Origin of the sequence: Cryobacterium tagatosivorans, from assembly GCF_004402215.1 — a bacterium.
GTDB lineage: Bacteria > Actinomycetota > Actinomycetes > Actinomycetales > Microbacteriaceae > Cryobacterium > Cryobacterium tagatosivorans.
Map to the genome: position 1 here is coordinate 1 of NZ_SOEZ01000051.1, position 20,815 is coordinate 20,815.

Annotated in this window: 17 protein-coding genes and 2 pseudogenes; 6 read left to right on the top strand and 13 right to left on the bottom strand. The window is 64.2% G+C overall.

What is annotated here, in order from left to right; genetic code table 11:
* Together E3O23_RS10035 and E3O23_RS10040 are read right to left on the bottom strand one after the other, a co-directional pair.
* The coding region (locus E3O23_RS10035) for an MFS transporter (RefSeq protein ID WP_134490640.1) at window positions 1–513 on the bottom strand (513 nt) is incomplete at its 3' end.
* The gene (locus tag E3O23_RS10040; RefSeq protein ID WP_174776631.1) at window positions 506–898 is read right to left on the bottom strand and encodes an ArsR/SmtB family transcription factor; all 393 of its coding nucleotides are present in this window, start codon (window positions 896–898) and stop codon (window positions 506–508) included. The genes E3O23_RS10035 and E3O23_RS10040, both read right to left, overlap by 8 nt.
* Window positions 899–1,020: 122 nt before the next feature.
* Between E3O23_RS10040 and E3O23_RS10045 the strand changes: the two genes are divergently transcribed.
* Complete coding sequence (locus tag E3O23_RS10045; RefSeq protein WP_134490644.1) at window positions 1,021–1,278, top strand: SHOCT domain-containing protein; 258 nt, start codon at window positions 1,021–1,023, stop codon at window positions 1,276–1,278.
* Window positions 1,278–2,753, top strand: a complete 1,476-nt coding sequence (locus E3O23_RS10050; protein ID WP_134490646.1) for a multicopper oxidase family protein — start codon at window positions 1,278–1,280, stop codon at window positions 2,751–2,753. Before E3O23_RS10045 ends, E3O23_RS10050 begins: the two co-directional genes overlap by 1 nt.
* Here E3O23_RS10050 and E3O23_RS10055 read toward each other — a convergent pair.
* Window positions 2,750–3,091: a thioredoxin family protein gene (locus E3O23_RS10055; RefSeq protein ID WP_134490718.1), complete on the bottom strand. Its 342-nt coding sequence runs from the start codon at window positions 3,089–3,091 to the stop codon at window positions 2,750–2,752. The genes E3O23_RS10050 and E3O23_RS10055 overlap by 4 nt on opposite strands.
* 513 nt (window positions 3,092–3,604) lie before the next feature.
* On the opposite strand from E3O23_RS10055, the gene E3O23_RS18145 reads away from it, so the two are divergent.
* Window positions 3,605–3,784: a hypothetical protein gene (locus E3O23_RS18145; protein ID WP_166790478.1), complete on the top strand. Its 180-nt coding sequence runs from the start codon at window positions 3,605–3,607 to the stop codon at window positions 3,782–3,784.
* 139 nt (window positions 3,785–3,923) lie between these two features.
* Here E3O23_RS18145 and E3O23_RS10060 read toward each other — a convergent pair.
* From E3O23_RS10060 to E3O23_RS10070, 3 genes and pseudogenes are all read right to left on the bottom strand, one after another.
* Window positions 3,924–4,136, bottom strand: a pseudogene (locus E3O23_RS10060) (IS982 family transposase); the annotation flags it as partial.
* Between the two features lie 443 nt (window positions 4,137–4,579).
* Complete coding sequence (locus E3O23_RS18875; RefSeq protein ID WP_134490720.1) at window positions 4,580–4,759, bottom strand: nucleotidyl transferase AbiEii/AbiGii toxin family protein; 180 nt, start codon at window positions 4,757–4,759, stop codon at window positions 4,580–4,582.
* A gap of 716 nt (window positions 4,760–5,475) precedes the next feature.
* Window positions 5,476–8,319 carry a sensor domain-containing protein gene (locus E3O23_RS10070; protein ID WP_166790480.1) on the bottom strand — a complete coding sequence of 948 codons (2,844 nt, stop codon included), beginning with the start codon at window positions 8,317–8,319 and terminating at the stop codon, window positions 5,476–5,478.
* A 276-nt stretch (window positions 8,320–8,595) separates the two neighbouring features.
* On the opposite strand from E3O23_RS10070, the gene E3O23_RS10075 reads away from it, so the two are divergent.
* Window positions 8,596–9,147, top strand: a complete 552-nt coding sequence (locus tag E3O23_RS10075) for a zinc-binding dehydrogenase (RefSeq protein WP_241983423.1) — start codon at window positions 8,596–8,598, stop codon at window positions 9,145–9,147.
* Window positions 9,148–9,287: 140 nt separating this feature from the next.
* Here the strand turns inward: E3O23_RS10075 and E3O23_RS10080 are convergent, their stop codons facing one another.
* On the bottom strand, window positions 9,288–10,508 hold the full coding sequence (locus tag E3O23_RS10080) for a trans-sulfuration enzyme family protein (RefSeq protein WP_134490652.1): 1,221 nt from the start codon (window positions 10,506–10,508) through the stop codon (window positions 9,288–9,290).
* A gap of 516 nt (window positions 10,509–11,024) precedes the next feature.
* Window positions 11,025–11,927: a LysR family transcriptional regulator gene (locus tag E3O23_RS10085; RefSeq protein ID WP_134490654.1), complete on the bottom strand. Its 903-nt coding sequence runs from the start codon at window positions 11,925–11,927 to the stop codon at window positions 11,025–11,027.
* Between the two features lie 130 nt (window positions 11,928–12,057).
* On the opposite strand from E3O23_RS10085, the gene E3O23_RS18690 reads away from it, so the two are divergent.
* The gene (locus tag E3O23_RS18690; protein ID WP_255453300.1) at window positions 12,058–12,186 is read left to right on the top strand and encodes a hypothetical protein; all 129 of its coding nucleotides are present in this window, start codon (window positions 12,058–12,060) and stop codon (window positions 12,184–12,186) included.
* Window positions 12,187–12,247: 61 nt separating this feature from the next.
* Here the strand turns inward: E3O23_RS18690 and E3O23_RS10090 are convergent, their stop codons facing one another.
* From E3O23_RS10090 to E3O23_RS10100, 3 genes are all read right to left on the bottom strand, one after another.
* Window positions 12,248–17,110, bottom strand: coding sequence for a helicase (locus E3O23_RS10090; RefSeq protein ID WP_174776632.1), 4,863 nt, complete (start codon window positions 17,108–17,110; stop codon window positions 12,248–12,250).
* Between the two features lie 158 nt (window positions 17,111–17,268).
* Window positions 17,269–17,808, bottom strand: a complete 540-nt coding sequence (locus tag E3O23_RS10095; RefSeq protein WP_134490656.1) for a hypothetical protein — start codon at window positions 17,806–17,808, stop codon at window positions 17,269–17,271.
* A gap of 313 nt (window positions 17,809–18,121) precedes the next feature.
* Window positions 18,122–18,685, bottom strand: a complete 564-nt coding sequence (locus E3O23_RS10100; RefSeq protein ID WP_420897660.1) for a PadR family transcriptional regulator — start codon at window positions 18,683–18,685, stop codon at window positions 18,122–18,124.
* Between the two features lie 148 nt (window positions 18,686–18,833).
* On the opposite strand from E3O23_RS10100, the pseudogene E3O23_RS18880 reads away from it, so the two are divergent.
* Window positions 18,834–18,998: pseudogene (locus E3O23_RS18880) on the top strand (IS256 family transposase); the annotation flags it as partial.
* Between the two features lie 35 nt (window positions 18,999–19,033).
* On the opposite strand, the gene E3O23_RS10110 reads toward E3O23_RS18880, so the two are convergent.
* Both E3O23_RS10110 and E3O23_RS10115 read right to left on the bottom strand, forming a co-directional pair.
* On the bottom strand, window positions 19,034–20,287 hold the full coding sequence (locus tag E3O23_RS10110) for an IS701 family transposase (RefSeq protein WP_134490662.1): 1,254 nt from the start codon (window positions 20,285–20,287) through the stop codon (window positions 19,034–19,036).
* Window positions 20,288–20,438: 151 nt separating this feature from the next.
* Window positions 20,439–20,747, bottom strand: a complete 309-nt coding sequence (locus E3O23_RS10115; RefSeq protein ID WP_134490664.1) for a hypothetical protein — start codon at window positions 20,745–20,747, stop codon at window positions 20,439–20,441.
* Between the last annotated feature and the right edge of the window lie 68 nt (window positions 20,748–20,815).

Consider the following 20,815-nt stretch of genomic DNA (forward strand, 5'->3'; position numbering starts at 1 on the left):
CGTCCCCACGAACAGGGAGTGGTAGCTGATCACCGTCAGCAGCGCCGCGGCGAGGATGGGGCTGAGCAGCGACTCCAGGTCATACGCGAGGCGGGACAGAGACAGCGCCCGCGTGTATTCGCTTTCCTTGGGCAGAACATCCGGGATCAACGCCTGAAAGGCGGGAGTGAAGGTGGCGGACGCGGCCTGCAGCACGAAAATGAGCACGTAGATCTGCCACGCCTCGGTGACGAACGGAAGTGAGATTGCGACCCCGGCGCGCAGGACATCCGAGGACACCAGCAGGAACTTGCGGGGTACGTGGCCGGTGAGCGCAGACACGACCGGGGCGACGCCGACGTAGGCGAGCATCTTGATCGTCAGTGCGATGCCCAAGACGATGCCGGCATCCCCGCCAGCCAGATCGAAGGCCAGCAACCCGAGCGCGACCGTGAGCAGGCCGGTGCCGATCAGCGCCACGACCTGGGCGCTGAACAGTCTTCGGTAGGCGGAGTTCCGCAGGACCTCAAGCACGGGCGTCGGCCTGGTGCTCGGTGCCGGCGGTTTCGTGCGGGTGCCGGTGGTGGGCCGGGACGCCCTCGAGGGCGTGCTCGGCCTGGAAGATGGCGTCGGCGACGAGCTGGCGGGCGTGCTCGTTCGCGAGGCGATAGAACACCCTGGTGCCCTCGCGTCGGGTGGTCACGATGCGGGCCAAGCGCAGCTTCGCCAAATGCTGTGAGACGGCTGCCTGGGATTTGTTGACGGCTTCGGCCAGTTGGTTGACCGCCAGTTCCGTGTCGCGCAGCGCGAGGATGATGCGGATGCGTGTGGCGTCGGCGAGCATCGCGAAGACCTCCACGGCCAGCTCGACATACTCACCGTCGGTATCCAGCGTGCATCCATCCGTATCTGCATTCATACGCAGATTATTGCACATGGGAGTCACGCCTCGTGTGGCCAACTGTTCACCTGGCCCTTGATACCTCCAGGGGTATCATGACGTGTGACAGGCTCACTGTGCCTGCAATAGAGGAGTTCGCCATGATGTGGGGATACGGTTGGGATATGGGCTGGTCGTGGCTGTTTGGGCTGCTAATGCTGGTCGGGATTGTGCTGCTTGTCGTGCTTGCTGTGCGCGTGTTCGGCGGAGGCAGCAGTCGGGGCGGAGGTCCTGGCGCGACTGGACCGACAGCCGGCCCGAGCCGGGCCCGTCAGATTCTGGACGAACGATACGCCAAGGGCGAGCTGACCGCCGAGCAGTACCGTGAACAGGTCCAGGTGCTCGGCGAGAACCCCTAGTGGAACCGATCAGTCGCCGCGGCGCGTTGACGCTCGGCGGTCTGGGGCTGGCTGGCACCGTGGTCGGTGGTGCGGGCCTGCTGTGGACGTCGTCATCGGCAGATACGGCGCAGCCGCAGCCGGGAAAAGAACTCGCGGAGCCTTCAGAAGTGCGCAGCGCGAACGGTCGGTTGACGCTTCGCCTGAGTGCGGCCCTTGGCACGGTGCAGATCGGCGGGCGCAGCGCCAGCGCCCTGAGCTTCAATGGCGGTATTCCAGGACCAACCTTGCGGCTGAAGGCGGGGGATCGGCTGGGCGTGACCCTGCACAACGGTCTTGACGACCCCACGAACCTGCACGTGCACGGCCTGCATGTCTCGCCGGAGGGCAACGGCGATAATCCGTTCGTGATGGTCGAGCCGGGCGAATCCTTCGACTACGAGTATCAGCTGCCGGCGGACCATCCGCCGGGCTTGTACTGGTACCACCCGCACCACCACGGCCTGGTCGCGGACCAGATCTTCGGCGGCCTCTACGGCGCGATCATCGTCGAGGATCCCGAACCGATTGCTGCGGCCCGGGAACGGGTGCTCGTGATCTCGGACATCACCCTCGACGGGCTGGGGCGCACCCCGGCCGTCTCTCCCATGGAGCAGATGATGGGCCGGGAGGGCGAACTCGTGCTCGTCAACGGGCAGGTGAACCCCAGGCTGAGTGCGAGCCCGGCTGAGCGGGAACGGTGGCGAATTGTCAACGCCTGCGTGTCCCGGTACCTGCGGCTGCGGCTCGACGGGCAGCGGATGCAGCTGCTCGGCATTGACTCGGGCCGGTTCGGTGCCCCCGAAACCGTGGAGGAGGTCGTGCTCGCGCCCGGAAACCGGGCGGACCTGTTGGTCACGATGGTCGACGGCACGGCGGTTCTCGAGACGCTGCCCTATGACCGGGGCGGCCCTGGGGGGATGATGGGCGGAGGCGAACGGCCGCGCTCCGGCACGTCCGCCGGTCGCGCCTCGCTGGCGACCCTGACCGTGTCCGGCGAGGAGGTCGCAGCGGCGCCAACGGTGCCGGCCCAGCCGGCGCCCCGGGACCTCCGTGGCAGAGCCGTCACGGCCCGGCGGGAGCTGACGTTTGCCATGGGAATGGGCGGGATGATGGGCGGGGGTGGGTCGATGATGAGCTTCACCATCAATGGCCGGGAGTTCGATGGGAACCGAGTGGACACCACGGTCGAAGCGGGCAGCGTCGAGGAATGGACCCTGAGAAACACAAGTCCGATGGATCACCCGGTGCACCTGCACGTGTGGCCGATGCAGGTCGTGGAGTCCGATGGTCGCGCCCCCGACACCGCCATCTGGCAGGACGTCGTCAACGTGCCGGCGCGAGGCCAGGTTCGGGTGCGGATCGCCTTCGACGACTTCGCCGGACGCTCCGTCTACCACTGTCATATCCTCGACCATGAAGACCTGGGCATGATGGGCGTCATCGAGGCGCGTTAGCTGGTCGCGCCGCCCACTCGGGCACCATCGATGCGCCGGTGTCTCATGGCTTCCGTCATTTGACCGACCGTGGGGAGACCGGCCACGCCGGACGGTGTGAAGTAGATGCGGCAGGCCAGGTCGGTCGTCAATCCATCGGTGGGGAAGAGGTCGTCGCCGTCCACTGTGATGGTGGGAGATCCAGCGAACGCAACCCGCGCCGCATCTTCCTGGGTGCGAAGCGCTGTGGTGATGATGGTGGCATCTTCGTGCCCGGTGGCTGCCAGCGCGGCACGCACGCGGAGGGCGGCTTCCTCCCAGTTCGCGCAGTCCTCGATATGCAGGATCTCCACCCTCATCCGGGTCATCAGTTCAGCACCAGGTCGCGCCACGTTTTGCCGAGGTCATCGCTGGCCATGATCCCTCGACCGTTGGCCACAACGAGTCGAGACACCCACGTGGCTTCGGTGGACCGTAGTTTGGTCGACAAGCGAGAACCAGTCAATAGCTGCGTTGACGGAAAATCATTCCCCGGTCTTTGACATCAACGAGAGAATCCAATAGCGTTCCCTCAGCGCTCCTTCCAGTCGATGAAGCACTGACGTCTTTCGGACGATATCCCGTGCTAAATGAACGGGAATCAATCCTTTGAATCTTCAGCTGTGGATCATGGACGGAACCAGGAACGGTCGGCCAGGTCACGGCCTCGCCCCTCACCTCGACAGGCGACAACATCTTCGGCGACGGCGTCCTCCCCCGCAATGAAGGCCTGATCGAATCCCTCGCAACCGCGCACCGGGAGTCTCCAGTATCAGGAAACGCCCGCCTCGCGGTTTCACACTCTCAGCCCCCAACGAACACTTGGACACATTATGGCCTCTGAAGCACCTCCCATGCTCAACAACTCAGGGCACCCCGACCAGCGCGATCTGAGCAATCTGATCAGTGAATTCCGGCGTCGCCAGCTCGACATCTTCCGTCAACGCGAGCTCAAGACTGAACTCGAGGGTAATTTTCGGACCGCTAGAAAAATACCGGACACGACGGTCTGAAGCCAGGTCCGCAACTCATCTACCTCACCACAACGAATCAAAGCCCCGCCGGAAAACACCGGCGGGGCTTTTCGTATCCGACCATCGTCACCAACGATGACGCCGCCATCGTCAAACAACGCGACGCGCGACAGTTCTCCGCGGCTTCGCGTTCGCTGATCTCGGGGTTGGCGAGGCCCCAGATCACGGGCATTCCGTCCGGGGTGCAGACCAGGTAGAGCCGGAATCCCCAGAAATAGCGGGAGTGGGACGCGCAGTAGCCGTAGCCGGCGTGTCCGGCGAGGTCGGAGCGTTTCACGGTCTCCCGTGATTTGCCGCACGGCACTGGAGTGGAGTCGATCAGCCGGGTGATCTGGCCACGACTGCGTTGTACAACCACCTATTCCGATCACTATCGTTCCACTCAGGCCAGGGAGCGATAGCTTTTTCGCGGCTATCACCGAACTCGTCAGAAACTCCCAGCTGCCCAGGCCCGCAGGCACGCGGCCCGCTCCTGGCCTGCAATCGGTCCGGGCAGGCGCCAGCCTCCGCCCTGTGGAACGCGCCGTTAGAGTCCCGCTTGGAGTGGCGTTGTCAGGGGCGTCGGCTACTTTGATGGTTGAGAGCCCACCGCGATTGCAGCGGGCCTTCGCCAATCCCTGGATGTGAGGCCGCTCGAGCGGCTCGTGGGCGGTCGGCCCGCTCTCTTCTGAGCGCACGGACGGCCGGGAGCCCTCCACTCTCAGCGAAACAGCGCCGCACCCCGGTGCGGCTGCCGGCTGAAGGCCTGGTGCTCAATCGTCAGTGCTGATCGACCTACTGCTGTTGCGTGATGGCCTCGTCAATACTCATCTCCGCCGTCTCCAAGTCAACATCCATCGTCCGCCTGGCCCCAGGAAGCCGCGCAAGCATGCTGGTGCCACCCTTCAGAGCAAACGGGCAGTCCCGGGCGGAGAACACCCGGCAGAGTAAGCGGTCGAAAATTGCCAGTTCAATGCCATCCCGCTGCGATGCGCTGAGAGCGCCTTCTCTTTGATCGCGGACAGCACCGCACGCCCGTCGGGGTACGGCTGGTCGTTACTCATCGGTCTGCGTATCGGTGCGGAAATTTATGACTGGCAGTGTGGGCCTCGGCATCGTGAAGGTGGGTAGCCGTGATGCGATCGTCTTCGTGATCTGATTCATCTGCTCTCGATTCTGTCGAAGGATCGGCGCAAGCACCGTGTCCGCGATCTCGGAGACGAGACGGCTCTGCTCGTGCAGGGGCGCAAGCATCAGATCTATCTGTTCGCGGAACTGAGAGTTCTCCCCCTACCGGCCGCGGATGCCCTCGACGGCGGCCACGGACAAGGTCCGGTGCACCACTTGCATGCGCTGTGGCCGCGCGGCGCCTGACCGGGCCGGCGCCAACACAATGGCTGCATGAAACCCGGGACGGTTCAGGTTCAACGGTCGACGGCCCCCGGCCGTCCTCTCAGCGCGCTGGTGCGAGCTCCTGCCTAACGAAGAATCCACCTGTAGCGACCCGAGCCCCTCGACCCCGTCGGGCTCGCCTCTGAACCTCGTCCGCGGCCGCGCACCCCAGCTACCTGGTCGCGACGTGGGTTACCACGAAGGTTGCACAGCTGGTGCCGAGCAGACGAGGTGTGGATCAGTCCTCCCCCACCCGACGGGCTCAGCAGCTCATCAGCGGCACGGCGGTGTGACTGCAATCAGGTACCGGGTTGGGGGCGTTTCGCGTCGGGTGCCTGGCTAGCTGCCCTTCCGCTGGCTCTCATGAGCCACTGTGGGATTTCCTGCGGGGGAAGCGGCCTTGACCAGAGGAAGCCTTGGGCCAGGCGGGCTCCGATCCGGCGCAGGTCCAGCAGCTGCTCAACGGTCTCAACGCCCTCCGCGACGACGTCGAGATCAAGTGACCGGGCGAGGTTGACAATGGCTTGGACAATCGACGCGGCCTTCGGATTTTCTCCACCGAGACCCCCGACGAATGACCGATCGATCTTGATCGTCTGCACCGGGAGACGATCCAGGTGTCCAAGCGAGGCATGCCCGGTTCCGAAATCATCCAGTGACAGGCGCACCCCCAGCGCGTGCAGGGCGTTCAATGTTTCGGCTGCCGCCTCGATGTCGTTCATCATCACGGATTCCGTGATTTCGAGGTGCAGTGCCGTCGGGGCCAACCCGCTCCGTGTGAGCGCATCAGCAACTACCGCCACGAAATCGGGATCCTGCAATTGCAGGACGGAGAAATTCACGGATATGGATAGGGCTGCGGCACCGGGGATTTCCGTGCGCCACTTTTGCGCTTGAGCGAGAGCCTCACGCAGCACCCATTCTCCGATTGGGATAATCATGCCGGTTTGCTCAGCGATCGGAATGAACTCGAGCGGTGAAATCAACCCGCGTATTGGGTGCGCCCATCGCACCAATGCCTCGAAGCCGACGACGCCTTCCGTCGATACATCGACAATGGGCTGATAGTAGACACGCAGCTCGTTATGGTCCAGTGCCCGTGCAAGCTGGGATTCAAGATCGAGCCGACTCGACGCTCGCGTGTGCATCTCCTCGCTGAACATCATTGCTTGAGCACGGCCGCGGTTCTTGGCGTCGTACATCGCGGCATCCGAATTGCGCAGCACGGTCTCCGTGTCTTCGTCCGCGCTGGCGAGCACGATGCCGACACTGACGGTGGCAAATACGTCCTGTCCCTCGAGCACAAACGGATCTTTACCCGAGGCCACGATTCGTTCGACTAACCGCTCGGTGTTCTCTCGTGTGATGTTCTCGCAAACAATCACGAACTCATCGCCGCCGAATCGAGCCAACGTGTCGGTGAGGCGCACCATGGACTGCAGTCGCTTGGCCAGCTGAACGAGCAGCCCGTCACCGGCCGTATGTCCGAGGCCATCGTTGATGACCTTGAACTGGTCCACATCCAGGAAGAGCACGCTGACCTGGCCACCGGAAGCCTTCGCGCGGACCAGCGAGCGTTCAAGATTCTTCGTCAACAGCAACCGGTTAGCCAGGCCCGTAAGCGGATCATGAAAGGCTTGATATTCGAGGTCCGCTTCGGCGAGCTTTCGCGACGTGATGTCTTGAAGCTGCATGAACAAATGGGCAGCGCCGTCGTCCAATCCGGGCACGAACGACACTGTCTCCTGCACCCACACTGCTACGCCATCCGGCCGTAGATAACGCTTTTCGACGTGAGCGGTCTCCGCCTCGTTGGATTGCATATGAGAGGAGGCGACCGAGATGCTCCCGACATCGTCCTGGTGGAGAAAATCCTCGGCGCGCCTACCCAGGATCTCCATTTCCGAACGCCCGAAGATCTCGCATACGGCCGGGTTGACCCGCTGGAACTGCCCCTCAAGGTCCGCCACCCCGATGCCGATCGGCGACAAGTTGAAGCCAAGCTGGAAATTGGTTTCGGCTTCCCTGCGCTGAACGTCCGCCAAATGCAGGTCCGTCACGTCCATCGTCGTGCCAAGGATCCGGGCGGGCGATCCATCCTCTGCGTATTCGAAGCTCGTCAGTGACCGCACCCATCGCACCTCGCCCGAAGGTCGCACGATTCGGTAGCCGAAATCCGATGCCCGTCCGCCGGAGTCCAGCGTCAGCCATACCGCTTCGACCCGTTCGCGGTCATCGGGATGCACTGAGGTGAGCATCAGCTCCCGCGACGCCGGTTGAGTATTGGCGACGCCAATAATCCGCCAGTACTCGGCGGACCACCACCGGTCACCCGTGCGCATGTCAATCTCAAAGCTTCCAACATGCGCCGCCTGCTGGGCAGCGATCAGTCGGGCTCGGTCCGCCTCCGCCTCCGCCTGACGGCGCTTGATTTCGCTGACGTCCCGGGCGATACAGGAGACACCGATCTTCGCCCCGTCCGCGTCATACACAAATGACACGCTCAACGAAATAGCGACGGTGGATCCGTCTTTACGGTACCCGTCCGTTTCCAGCAAACGGACGGGATTGCCCGCGTCCAACTGCGAACACACATCACTATCAGCGTCCCCCAGGATGAGCGTCGCCGATCGCCCCACAGCCTCTTGGGCCGTGTACCCGAACATGGCCTCCGCGCCCGCATTCCAGGTCATGATCGCGCCCTCGACGGTGTAACTGACAATCGCGTCACTCGAGGACTCCACCAGAGACGACAGCATCCGCATGGTCGCTTCCGTGCGCTTACGATCGGTGACGTCACGGATAGAACTGGACAGGAACAGCCCATGCTCGGTCCTCACCGGACTGAGCGAGATCTCGACGGGGACCTCTGACCCATCCCTCCGCCGACCAAAAAGCTCAAGATTCGACCCCATGGCCCGCATGCCCGGCGCGCCAGCGTAGCGCGCAAAATGGCCCGCATGTCGGACACGGAACCGTTCCGGCAGGAGCATCTCAATACCCTGGCCGAGCATCTCGGCACGGGAATAGCCGAAGAGTCGCTCGGTCTGCCCGTTCACCAGCACAATCTCGCCATCGGTATTCACGACCACCATGGCATCCGGCGCAGCCTCAAGAAGCCCCCAGAACTCCTGGTCAGACATCCCAAGCGCGCTCGTCGTTTCGCTCTCACCCGAATGTGGGCCATCGACTGCCACGAATCTCCCTCGGAGCGCTGCCATTGCGCCCTCCACGGAAGGCTATACCGTCAACGCCGCGCACCCAGACCACGAACGGGCGCCCGAGCGGGCGCCGCCCCCGATCGAGTCGGGGCTGCTTCTCTGCATCTTCATTCGACAACCGCACGGGACCGGAGTTCGTGCTGGATCATCAATGCGAGCTCGCGCAGCCTCCGCCCCGGTTCGCTGTCAGGACGCACTGTGCTGGTAGCCGGCGGCGCGGGCGCCGTCGGACACGCCGCCATCCAGCTCGCCCGCTGGGCCGGAGCCAGGGTCATCACCACGGTCAGCGGCCCAGTCAAGGAAGAACTGGCGCGGAACGCCGGCGCGGACCACGTGATTAACTACCGGACGCAGGACGCGGCCACCGAAGTCCGCGCCCTCGCCCCGGGAGGCGTTGACCTGGTGGTCGAGGTAGCACCCGCGGTCAATGCCGCGCTCAACACGGCCGTGATTGCTCCGAACGGGACAATCGCCATTTACTCTACCGACGGTGGTGACGAGCTCACCTTGCCCATTCGCGCCCACATGGTCACCAACACCCGAGTGCAATTCGTGCTCGTGTACACCGTCGACCCGCACGCGAAAGCGCAGGCCGTCGTCGACGTCAGGGCGGCCGTGGCCGACGGCGCCCTGACGGTGGGCGAGCCGGCCGGTCTCCCCGTACACCGATTCCAACTGGACCGCACCGCGGACGCACGCGCTGCTGTAGAGGCCGGGGCGGTCGGCAAAGTCCTCATCGACGTCGGGTAGCAGGCCATCAACGCTGCAGCGGCGCGAGAAGCACCTCCCAACCGGGCTCCGCAACCTGCAGTGAGCCAGCGACTGCTCCCAACGGCGCCGTACAGCCGCACTCGGACGCCCCCGAGCCACATGACCACCAGCGCGAGAGCTCAGCCCCGGAACGTCTCATCAAGCGCAGCGGACAAGTCACCGATAAGATCATCGGCGTCCTCAAGACCGACCGAGAAGCGCAGATGCCCGAAAGTGCGGAATTCCACCGGGTAGGCCGGCACGCGCGGCCCGGAAGTGTCGACGTGCACGATCAATGACTCGTCGTGTCCGAGCGACACCGCGGAGGTGATCACGCGCAGGTGGGAGACGAACCGGTTCTGGGTGGCTTTGTCACCGTCCACGGCGAAAGCCATCATGCCGCCAAAACCGTGCGGAAGCTGGCGAATGGCGAGCCCGTGCTGCGGATGCGACGAGAGCCCCGGATAGGCGACGTACGCGACGCGCGGGTCGGCGTCGAGGAACTGGGCAATCGCCAGCGCCGAGGCGCAATGCTGCCGAATGCGCAACGGCAACGTCACCGACCCACGCATGATCAACCAGGCGTTGAACGGGCTGATCACTCCCCCAACATCCACCATGGCATCGAGTTGGATTCGCCTAATCAGCGCCGCGCCCCCGATCACGGCACCGCCCATCGCGTCACCATGACCATTGATGTACTTCGTGAGCGAATGCACGACAAGGTCCGCCCCATGCTCGAGCGGACGGAACAGCGGCGGCGGCGTGAATGTATTGTCGATCGACAACAGTGCACCGGCCTCGTGGACAATGCGAGCGATGGCCGCGACATCCGCCACCTTCGTTGTCGGGTTCGCGACCGTTTCGATGTGCACGAGACGCGTCTCCGGGCGGATGGCCGCCCGCACCGCATCGAGGTCAGTCACGTCCACGAAGGTGGCTTGGATGCCGTACTTCTCGGTCAACAGCTCCGTAAACAGACGGAAGACCGCCTCATAGGTCACATCGGCGACGACGACATGGTCACCGGTCTTGAGCACGGTGAAGAAAATCGCGTGCAGGGCGGCGACACCGCTCGCAAACGCCACAGCATCCTCCCCACGCTCCAGCACGGCCAGCTTGCGTTGCAGGCCGAGCTGATTTACGCCGCTATTGCGCGTGTACAGCGGCACATCAGTGCCCGACCAGCTGAGCGTAGACGGGTCCTCGGGCAACGCGTAAGAATTCGCCATCACAATAGGCGTGCGTAATGCGCCTGATCCCACATCAATCTCATTACCCGCATGGACCGCCTGAGAGTTAAAGGAAAGGCCGCCCGGGTTGCACCTGTCAGGACGTTTCTCAGGTTTGCGTTCGCTCATGACTCCAACCTATTCTGCTGGTGTTACCGCCAACCGAAAATGGGGCCACTTCTGCCAACTGAATACAGTCAGCATGGAGCTGCTCCGCGGCCGCACCATGCTGACTGTTTTGGGTCGGCGTCAACACCTCGCCGATTTCTTCACCGCCGGTGACCGCGGAGCCAGTCCTCTCCCCCGCGAATGTCACGGGTTGAGACGAACTCCCATCAGCACCACGCTCAGCGGTGGTCGCCAACGGCGCGTGCCCAACGATCACTGAGTGAAGAGTTGGCTTGCTGGTTCTTTCAGCGACACGCGAGATGGCCCAGCCGGCATTCAGCCCGTCCCCCGTACCGTTGGTGACGGAGTTCCCCCACTCCACGTGGACCCCGGCAGATTCCTCGCCTCCCCCAGGCGTTGTGAAGCCGGGGCTTTTTCGCGGCTATCACCGAGGTCGACGAGATCTGTCGATCTGGTCGCGAGTTGACCGCCGTAGGTGGCAGCTCATCAAAAGTCATCCTCTGCTCAGTCATCTGCTCAGTCGTCGCTGATCGTCTGCGCTTCGTCGAGGATGAGATGCACAATTTTTCTTACGGCAAGACGTTCTGCTCGGTCGGGCCGCATCAGAATGAAAATGTGGCGATGGGTCTCACCGCCGCGCAATGGCTTTAAAACGATGCGGCCGCGATACGACTCGGCTGCGGTGTACCTCGGCAGGCCCGCGATACCTTTGCCTGCGGCAACCAGCGCCTCAGAGATGCGTGTATCTGCAAACCGTTGCACGACGTTGATGGGCGTTCCCTGAGTCGCAAAAAGGTTGTTCAGCCATGACTCGAACGGGTAGCCCCAGGGGTTTCCGATCCACCGCTCGCCGATGAGATCGTTCGGCACAAGATAGTCGCGATCGGCGAGCCGGTGCGTGCTGGCCAAGGCGATGTCAAGAGGTTCGACCATGACGGGAACCACGATGATGCTTGGGCTGCTTTGTGGCAGCTGCATCGCGTGCGCCAGCACGATATCGAAATCTGCTGTCAGTAGCGGGAAACCTTCCGAGTTTGGGTCACGATCAGAACAGTGCAGGGTGAGCCCGCCAGCCGCCTCAACGCGGTCGAGGAGACCGGGCAGAAACATCTGGCCACCGGTTGGGAAGGTTGCGAGGGTGACGGAGCCTGTTGGGGTATTGCGAAACGCATCCCACTCCGCCTCGGCGCGCGCCATCGCAACCGCCATCTGACGTGCTGTATTGGCCAGCGCGCGGCCGGCATTCGTCAGCACTAGCCCGCGCCCGACTTTTTCGGTGAGAGGCAGGCCAGCTTCGACCTCGAGGCGCCGAAGTTGCTGTGATACCCCCGAGACGGTCTGGTGCGTAACCCGCGCTACCTCGGTGATGCTGCCGCGTTCGGCGAACTCGTTCAGCAGATTCAATCGAACAATGTCCACGCCGCAGGCCCTTTGAATCAGTGAATGGATGATTCATCATAATCTAATAAAAGTTAACTGGTGATATGTGAGTGTGACTGCGAATCTGAAGGCACAACCCCCCTCACGTCCCTTCTCCGAAAGGCTCACCATGGCCATGACCATCATTCTCGCGGTCCTCGCGTTTGCCGGCATCGGGGGCACAATCTGGGCCGTTGCACGAGACGGCTACCGGCAGGTCCAGACGCGTGACAGCTCTGGCGCCGAGCGCGAGCGGTGATATGACAGGAGATCCCGGGGTCTACATAGCTGGCCGAAATTCCCTCGACGGAAACGCCCGGTTACACCCGCGGCCGCCCCGGTCTGATGTCAAGGCTGTGGTCCCGGGCCTCGTCCCGGCCTTCGCCGTCGGCTCTGGCGCGTGCTCGCTCGGCGAGTTTCTTAACACGATCACGCGTAGCCGTCTGGTCGTCCGTGCCGCCTGGCACAGAATCGTTTGGCGTCTCGGTTCGCGGGTTCTGGTCGTTGGCCATCGCCGCGAGGTCCGCCCGGACCCGGGCCTGCCGAGCCTGCGCTTCGTGGAGTTCGGCGCTGTGTTTGAACGGGTCGCCGATTCTTGCGTCGACCTCGGTGATGGTGGTCTCGGCCTCGATGCGTTTCTGCTGGGTCTCGGCGATCAGTTTGGGTACAGATGCGGCCCGGTTCTCGAGCTGCCGGACGAGACCGACGCCGGCTTCGGAGAACTGATCCCGGGGCACGCTCACGCTCGCCCCCGGTACCCCGCGGAGCTCCGCAACGATATGTACCTGGCCCAAAGAAGTGCGTGAGGCGACGTCGATGGAGAACCCTCCAACCTCGCCTGGCGGCCCCAGGTTCCGGTCGACGTTGGTGGGCAGGTATCGCACGCCGTTGCGTGCCGCCCACTCCCCGATCGCGACGCCAGCGTCCGCCCGTTTGCCATACTCTCGGCCGGCTACCGTCATCCGGAACAGGTCATCGCTCGTGTCAACGACCCGCGGGAGCGCAGCCGTCAACGCGTCGATGTTCCGCTCCAGCGTTCCGACCTGGGTGTTGGCGCTGACGCGCATGCTCGCGAGGTTGGTCTGGTTGCGCTGCCAGGCACGCTCGAGGCGTTGCAGTTTCGACACGTCGTTGTTCGCCACAGACTGTTCCATCAGGAGCGGGTTGCCCGACGAGAGTGCTTTCGTTTCGGCCGCACCGAGGGCGACGTCACCGATGTCTTCGATCTCGCGCATATCGAGCCGGCCGCGCATGATCTGGGAAATGAACTTCGCTTTCCGCTCCACGGTCTGCCACATGTAGCTGTCGAAGCTGCGCTCGACGACGTACCGGTAAAGACCGATCTCGGGGTTCTGGTTTCCCTGCCGCACGATGCGGCCGTCGCGCTGTTCGATGTCGGCGGGGCGCCACGGGCAGTCCATATGATGCAGGGCGATCGCGCGTGCCTGCACGTTCGTGCCAACACCCATCTTCGCGGTCGACCCGACGAGCACGGCCACATGCCCGGCCCGCGCGGCCGCGAATAAGCGTGCTTTGTCGGGGTCGGTTTTGGCCTCGTGGATGTACCGGATGGATTCGGCGGGCATCCCGCCGTCGACGAGCTTGGACCGCAGCTCGTCGTAGGCGTTCCACCGGTCAGGTTTCGGTGTGCCCAGGTCGCTGAACACCAGCTGCAGCGCACCGGGCGTCAACGAGGGTTCCTTGGTGACGTCGTCGAGGTAGGTGAGGTGCTTGGTGTCGTTCCAGATGCGCAGCACCTGGTGCGCGACCGCGTCGATCTTCGTCGGCCCGCCCGGTTGGGCGCCGCCGACCATGCGCACGTCCAGGGCAGCCTTCCGTCCGTCCGTGGAGATCTTGAGCATGTTGTCTTCCTCGGGCCGCACCGACTTGTTCGCCACCCGCTCGGCACGCTCACCAATGTCCGCGATATACGCCTCGAGCTCCGGGCCCGGCTGCAGCACAATGTTCTCGGGCACCCGCTGCCCGTCCTTACGCTCACGCAACAGCGGGGTGGGGAGTTTGAGGTCTTCGGCGGTTTTGACGTCGGCGAACACGTGCCACATCCGGAGCATTTCGGGCACGTTCTGGAACTTCGCGAACCGGGTCTTGAGCCGGAAGTTACCGCCACCGGTGGTCGCCATCTCCATCTCAGTCACCGTCTGCCCAAACGTCGCCGCCCACGCGTCGAAGTGGCCGATGCCGGCGTTCTCGAGCAGGTCGGGACGCAGGTACCGCTGCATCACATACGCCTCGGTAATGCTGTTAGCCAACGGTGTAGCCGTGGCCACAGTGACGACGCGGTCGCCGTGCTGAGAGCGCAAGTACTCGAGCTTCATGTGCAGGTCGATCGCGCGATCCGCACCCGTGATCGCGGCATCCCGAATGTTGGACGCGGTGGCCAGATTCTTATAGTCGTGCATCTCGTCAACGACGACATAATCAATGCCGGTGGACTCGAAGGTGATGCCCGGATCGCGGGGCTTGTCGGTGAGTTTCTTAAACTTCTCTTCCAACGCCATCAACGTTTTCTCGAGGCGTTTCACCGTCATCGCGTCCTCACCGGTGGCCGCTTCAAGGACCGTTCGCACGGCGGACACCTCACGGTTGACGTAGTCAGCCTCGGCCGCAGGTGAGAGCGGGATCCGGAGGAAAGCGGTACGGGTCATGATGATCGCGTCCCAGTCGTTCGCCGCCGCGCGGGCAACGAACAGACGACGCTTGTCGCCGGCGAGGTCATCACTGGAGGACGCGAGGATGCGAGCCTGCGGGTAGATCTGGAGCCACTCGCGGGCGAACTGCTCGAGCATGTGGTTGGGCACCACGACCACCGGTTTGGTGATCAGTCCCATCCGGCCAAGCTCCATCGTGCCCATGACCATTTCCGCGGTCTTGCCCGCACCGACCTGGTGGAACAACCCCACGGCCGGCTCGGAGAGCATCCGTGCGACCGCGGCGCGCTGATGCGACCGCGGGACGAAGTTCAACGCCACACCGGGCAACGTCAGATAATCGCCCTCGTCGCTGTAGTCGCGAAGCGCGATCGAGTTGAACCGACGGTTGTACTCGTCCGTGAGGCGTGTCGCTCGCTCGGGGTCTTCCCAGATCCAGTTGGCAAACCGTTCCTGCAGGTTGTCGGCTTTCTCCTGCGCGGCCGTCGTCTCCAATGCGTTCACGACGCTTTTCTTCTTGCCCAGCTCTTCGATGTCGTCGCGGACGATGAGGGGCTTCTGCTCCATCAGAGCCTGGGCGATGTCGGTTGCGGGGCGACGTTTGGTGCCCCATTCGCTGGTGGCCCGGAGGCTCTGCCGGTTGCCGCGCACTTCCCACATGCCCGGCATCGGGTTCTCCACCCTCAGGCCTCGGTCGCGGAGGAGCTCCTGCAGGAACTGTTGGTGCGAGTCTGCGTCGATCCACACGGCTCCCATGCGCGCCCGGATTTGCTCCATCGTGAGCTTCTCCGGCAATGCCGCGGCCAACGCGTTCACGTTGGCCGTGTACTGCTCGGGGTTGGATTGCGCGGCGGCCTGCGCGGCATCGAGCTTGACGCGTACGTCACCGGAGAGGTACTCGGGTGCGTGGATGAGCTGGCCGGTTATCGGGTCGTCGTAGACCATCTCCCCCAGGCCGGCGCGCGCTTTGCTCTCGTCCTGGCCGAGCAGGTGCGCGATCGTTTCAAGGTCGATCCGGCCCGTCCGGTCCAAGCTGAGCGTGATGGCCTCGGCCGGGGTTTCAGCGCCGCGCGTGGTGGGGCGTGGCGCCACGACGCGCTGTTTGAGCATCGCTGCAGGCGCGGCGCTCTGCCGCTCCTCGTCGAAGTTCTCCAGCGCCATCACCAGAGGCCCGAAGGGGTCTTTCCGCAGGATCCGGGCGGGCGTCGGCGTGATTCGGGCCATCCCCGGTTCGCCTGTCTCCGGATCGTCGCGGCCTGTGGGGCGCAAGGTGAAACGGTTGAGGGGCCCGTAGGTCGCTTGGTAGGCGTCATAGCGGTCGCGGAGCGTTGTCCTGGCGGCGACGATCTCGTCGGTGTCGTCCACCGTGATGGACTCCGCCGCCAGGAGAGCAGTCCCCGCGTCCCGAAGGCCGAGCAGCGCCGTGAGTTCGGTGACCCCGTTCTTCGGGACGTGGAGCGGCTCATGTTGACCGGCGCGGACGATGGTGAACGTTCCGCCCTGGACGGTGATCGTGCCGTCCCACTGGGTCGGTTCGGCTGGCCGGTAGGCCGAGAGTTTCCGCTCGGACAGGTTGCTGCGAGCGGTCATCAGCTGGCCGGCCTCGGTGGCGTCCGCGACAACACCTGCCAGAGAGGTACGGAACGCGGTGGGTGTGGCCTGGAGGTCCGTGGCCGTGACGTGCAGCGTTTCGTTGCCGTACATTCCTGTGCCGACGTGAACCTCGCCGAGGATGTTCTCGGGGCGTTGATCGAAATAGGAGTTGATCTTCACCCTCTGCCCGTCGACCTGGTGCGCGGTGACCGTTTCCCACAGCTGCGAAACCGCGGGCTGGCCGATCTCGCGGCGGCGGAAGACGAGCAGGTCGGTCACGACGTCGGTGCCGGCGGAGCGGCGGTGAGCGCCGGACGGTAACCGCACGGCCCCGACGAGATCGGCCATCGCGTTCATCTCCCGGCGTGCGGCCGGGTTCTGCGCGTCGAGCGTGTAGTGACTGGTCAGCACCGCGACCAGGCCGCCAGGCCGGGTCAAGGCGAGGGACTTGATGATGAAGTGGTTATGGATCGAGTGCCGGCCCGCGTTGTGTGCGGGGTCATAGAGGCGGACACCGGCGAACGGAACGTTGCCGACCGCGGCATCGAAATACCCGGCCGGGAACCGACTGTCGGCGAAAGACTCCGCACGGATCTCTACCTGCGGGTAGAGACCACTCGCAATCGCTGCCGTCGTGCTGTCCAGCTCGACCCCGGTCATCCGAGCGCTGCCTGGGGCCAACCCAATGAACGTGCCTGAGCCCGCACCGGGTTCGAGGACCTGGCCGCCCTCGAAGCCCAGCCCCGTCAGGGCCGCCCAGATTTCGCGCACATAGACCGGGTCGGTGTAGTGGGCGTTGATCGTCGTGCGCCGCGCCTCCGCGTACGCGTCACCGGTGAGAAACGTTTTCAGTTCGGTGCGTTCCCTGGCCCAGTTGCCCTTGGCCTCGTCGAAGACGTCGGGGACCGCTCCCCAGCTCAACCAGCGGGCGAGCACCTGGTGCTCGGCGCTCGTGGCGGGTCGACCCTCGGCCTGCAGCTGCTGGGAGAGTCGGATGGCGGCGACGTTCGCGCCGTAGCGGGCCTTCGCGCCCGAGGGGGCGAGTCCGTCCTGGGTGTCCGGGATGAAGCTGGGTGCGGTTACTCTTCCTGGTTCTGCGTCTCCTGGAACCGGTGATACCGCTGGTTCGCGCTCTCCGTCAGGATCTCCGCCTGCTCGCTCAGGAACCGGTACGGGTTGTCCTGGACCGCGAGGACCTCCAAGAAGCTCTCCGGCAGCATCCAGTCCTCCGCCAGCTGCTCGATCGGGTCGACGGACTTGAACTCCCGATCCTCGTCCTGCATCAGGAATGCCCAATCCGCCAAGGCCTCCACCGGAGGCTGGACCGACGCCCACTCCTCCCGGGCTTCGTCCGCTGAGAGCTCCGGTGTGATCCACACCAGGTCGGCCAGCACGATCTCCTTGGCCTGCCTCTTCGCCATCGTGAGCCGGCCCACCTTCTCCAAGTAGGTCTCCCCCGCCAGGTCCGACCCGGCGATCCTCTGGCTCAGGTCGTCGACCTGGCTCTGCACCTGGTCGCCCAGATCCTCGAAGTACTCCTCCGGGTTCGGCAACGCCGCGTACCGGCTCGGGGCCACCTTGATCCAGTGATCCCTGGCTATCAATCCATACTGGTTCATCGGTCCCACCATCCTGTTCAATCCAAAAGTCATCAAAGCTCAGCTGGCCGCTAACAAGGGCGGCCACAACGGGCGAAGGTTCAGCGGTTCGTTCCGCCTCCAGCTGGGCGTCAGCGCTGCTCTCATCGAGTCCCCACAAGTCGAATTCGCCCTGATCTGATGAAACATGCGTTCTTCGAACGCCTGCCGGCCATATGCCACTCCCCTGTCCCCCGAATGGGTGCGTTTCGAGGTTAACAGGTCAACACAGCCCCATTACTGGCACGCCCGCAGCACCCGGCGGCGGTCGACGAGCGGCACCGCGCAGCAACACTCAGTCGGCGAGGATCAGATAGAGGGCGCGTCGGGCCTCGTTGAGCTTCTCGATCGCAGCCGTGCGCTGGGCGTCGGTGGCAGAGAACCGGAACTGGTGGACGACACCCATCAGCTTCCCGACGCTCTCATGGAAGGCCGCATCCGCCTCGGACTGACCTGGGGTCGCCTCCCATGCCTTCTTCAGATCGTCCGCATGCTCGGCCAGGTACGCCGTGCCGGCCTCGGTCAGCTCGTACTCGGTGCGCCGACCGTCGCCGGTGGGAGAGATGAGTTCCTCGTCGACGAGCTGCTGCAGGGTCGGGTACACCGAGCCGGGACTTGGCCGCCACGCGCCACCGGTCTTCTCCTCTATTGCCCTGATCAGTCCATAGCCATTCGACGGGCCCTCGGCCAGCAGCGACAGAACCACCGACCGGACGTCGCCCTTGCTTGCTCGCCTGGACCCACGGGGGCCAGCGCCTGGGCCGAACCCCGGACCCCGCCCGAACCCGCGGCCGTGTCCCTCGGCGCCATGCTGCGACGAGTCGTGGTGGGAGCGGCCGAGCTCCGGGCCGAACCCCATGTGGTGTGTGTGGTGCATGCGAGTCATATTCGCATCCATCCTTTCGCGTCAAGAGAACAAAAAGCACTGTGATGCATCAAAGATATATCGCTGAGTGTCGCCACGTCAATTGGTTGGGATCGTCGGGGTCGCCAGAAGGGCAGGACGGGCTGGGGCCGTCCTCGTCGAGCAACACGACGAGTGGGAAGCCGGCGCCCGCCGCTACCTCTCCGAGGACTCCATGCGCCAACTGGACGCGTTCAACACAGCACTCGCCGGCCCCGACGCCAGCGCCCTGACGGGGGTGATTCCCATCCCCGAGCTCAGTGCTGCACAATCAAACCAGCTGACCCGCACGGTGACGATGAATTACACCACCCCGCGGGACGTGACCTCAGCACCAGCGGCATATGAGTGGGCGGCGGTCACGAGAGTCATGTGGTGGTGCCATCCGGCGGAGGTGCGACCTTCGAAGTGAGCGAGGCCGAGACCTGTTTTCAATTCGCGGTAGTCGTGCTCGATGCGCCACCTGATCTTGGCCAGGCGGACGAGTTCTTTCAGCGGGGTCGCCTCCGGCAAAGTGGAGAGCCAGTAATCGGTCGGGGCCAGCGCCCCGGTGGGCCATTCAGCGAGGAGCCACTCGACCGGAAGGGAGCCGTCGTCGCCGCGGGGCAGATCACGGTTCGCGGGCCGGACCCGGAGTGCGATGAACCGGGACTTCATCGAGGCGAGCTTGTTGTTCGGTGTGGTCTTGGTGCCGCGCCGCCACGTGACCTGGTGGAGGGATGACCGGCCGGCAGCCATGACGAGGTCCCTCAGGGAGCTGGGTGCGTCCAGGTGACGGCGTTGGTGCGGGCGGGGGCCGCGCCCGGAGTACTCGAGCACGTCCGTGGCCGCGTCGTCGGGGAACGCGCTCGTGGAGGCTTTCACGGCGACCATGTAGGGAATGTGTCGCTCGGTCAGCCCGCACCGAAACGCGGTGATCTCACCGTATCCGGCGTCGCCGACGAGGGCTGGCGGCCGGTGGCCCCACGCGGCGAGCTCATCGATCATTTCCAACGCCATCACCCACTTGGTGCGGTGTCGTTGCAGGTCCGGGAGCTGGACCTTGGCGCGGCGCGCCACGATCAGCTCAGCTTCCTCATTCGTGTCGGCGCAGGTATCGTCCCAGGCCCCGGGCACGTAGAGACGCCAATCCAGCGGGCAGGACGCCTGGTCGGTCGCCGCATGGATACTGACCCCGATCTGGCAGTTCCCGATCTTGCCGAGGGTCCCGGAATACTGCCTCGCCACGCACGGGGAGGACGCGCCGTCCTTCTTGAAGCCGGTGTCGTCGACCACCCACGCATCCGGGCCGATGAGCTCGAGTGCTCGGCGCACCAGGACGCGCCGCACGGGCTCGACTCTCCATGGCGACGAGGACACGAACTGTTGCAACCGCTGGTAATCCACGCCGAGACGTTCGCCCATGGGCTGCATGGATTTCCGGCGCCCATCGAGCATCAACCCGCGCAGATACAGGTTCCCTTTGCCGCGTTGATCGACCCGGGGAAGCGACGCGAACACATCGTCCACGAACGCTTCCAACTCGGCTCTAACCTCGGTGAGTTCATCAGGATTCACGCCTGAAAATTAACAGACCCCAGTGACGATTAACAGCCGACACGTAACGATCGTTACTGAACGCCACACGCCAGCTAACTTGCACGAAGCTCGCCGTGATTTGGAACGCGATACGGAACTTGCTTCCGGAGAAATCGCGCGGAAGCCGTACCTACACTCCGCCTCGTCCTTTCCCCATCTGCTTCACGAACCAGACGAGCAGCGCGCCCAGCACCACTTGAGCGGCCTTGCCGCTGAGGCTGAGGGCGTCGATTGTCGCATTTCCCATGAACGCGGACACGACGAACAGGAGCAAGACCAGGGCATTCGCCACCGCGCCTGCGAGCATCAGCCGGCGATGTGCAATCAGGATCAGCCCGCCGCCGATTAGATAGGCAAGCCCGGCCACAATCATGATGGGCGCGGGAGGTGACTTGAAGTTCTCTGGGACTATGCCGAGTCCGATCGCGAAATAGTCCATGGCTGCAAGTGTCGCGAGCGTGGTCGCGACACGGAGCGCCCGACGTGGGACAGGAGTCGCCGTGAACC

Bases quoted from the DNA above. Each gene is read 5' to 3' on its own strand.
- E3O23_RS10040 (WP_174776631.1), bottom strand. From the start codon at position 898: ATGAATGCAGATACGGATGGATGCACGCTGGATACCGACGGTGAGTAT.
- E3O23_RS10045 (WP_134490644.1), top strand. From the start codon at position 1,021: ATGATGTGGGGATACGGTTGGGATATGGGCTGGTCGTGGCTGTTTGGG.
- E3O23_RS10055 (WP_134490718.1), bottom strand. From the start codon at position 3,091: ATGAGGGTGGAGATCCTGCATATCGAGGACTGCGCGAACTGGGAGGAA.
- E3O23_RS18145 (WP_166790478.1), top strand. From the start codon at position 3,605: ATGGCCTCTGAAGCACCTCCCATGCTCAACAACTCAGGGCACCCCGAC.
- E3O23_RS10070 (WP_166790480.1), bottom strand. From the start codon at position 8,319: ATGTCTGACCAGGAGTTCTGGGGGCTTCTTGAGGCTGCGCCGGATGCC.
- E3O23_RS10080 (WP_134490652.1), bottom strand. From the start codon at position 10,508: ATGAGCGAACGCAAACCTGAGAAACGTCCTGACAGGTGCAACCCGGGC.
- E3O23_RS18690 (WP_255453300.1), top strand. From the start codon at position 12,058: ATGGCCATGACCATCATTCTCGCGGTCCTCGCGTTTGCCGGCATCGGG.
- E3O23_RS10095 (WP_134490656.1), bottom strand. From the start codon at position 17,808: ATGAACCAGTATGGATTGATAGCCAGGGATCACTGGATCAAGGTGGCC.
- E3O23_RS10100 (WP_420897660.1), bottom strand. From the start codon at position 18,685: ATGGGGTTCGGCCCGGAGCTCGGCCGCTCCCACCACGACTCGTCGCAG.
- E3O23_RS10115 (WP_134490664.1), bottom strand. From the start codon at position 20,747: ATGGACTATTTCGCGATCGGACTCGGCATAGTCCCAGAGAACTTCAAG.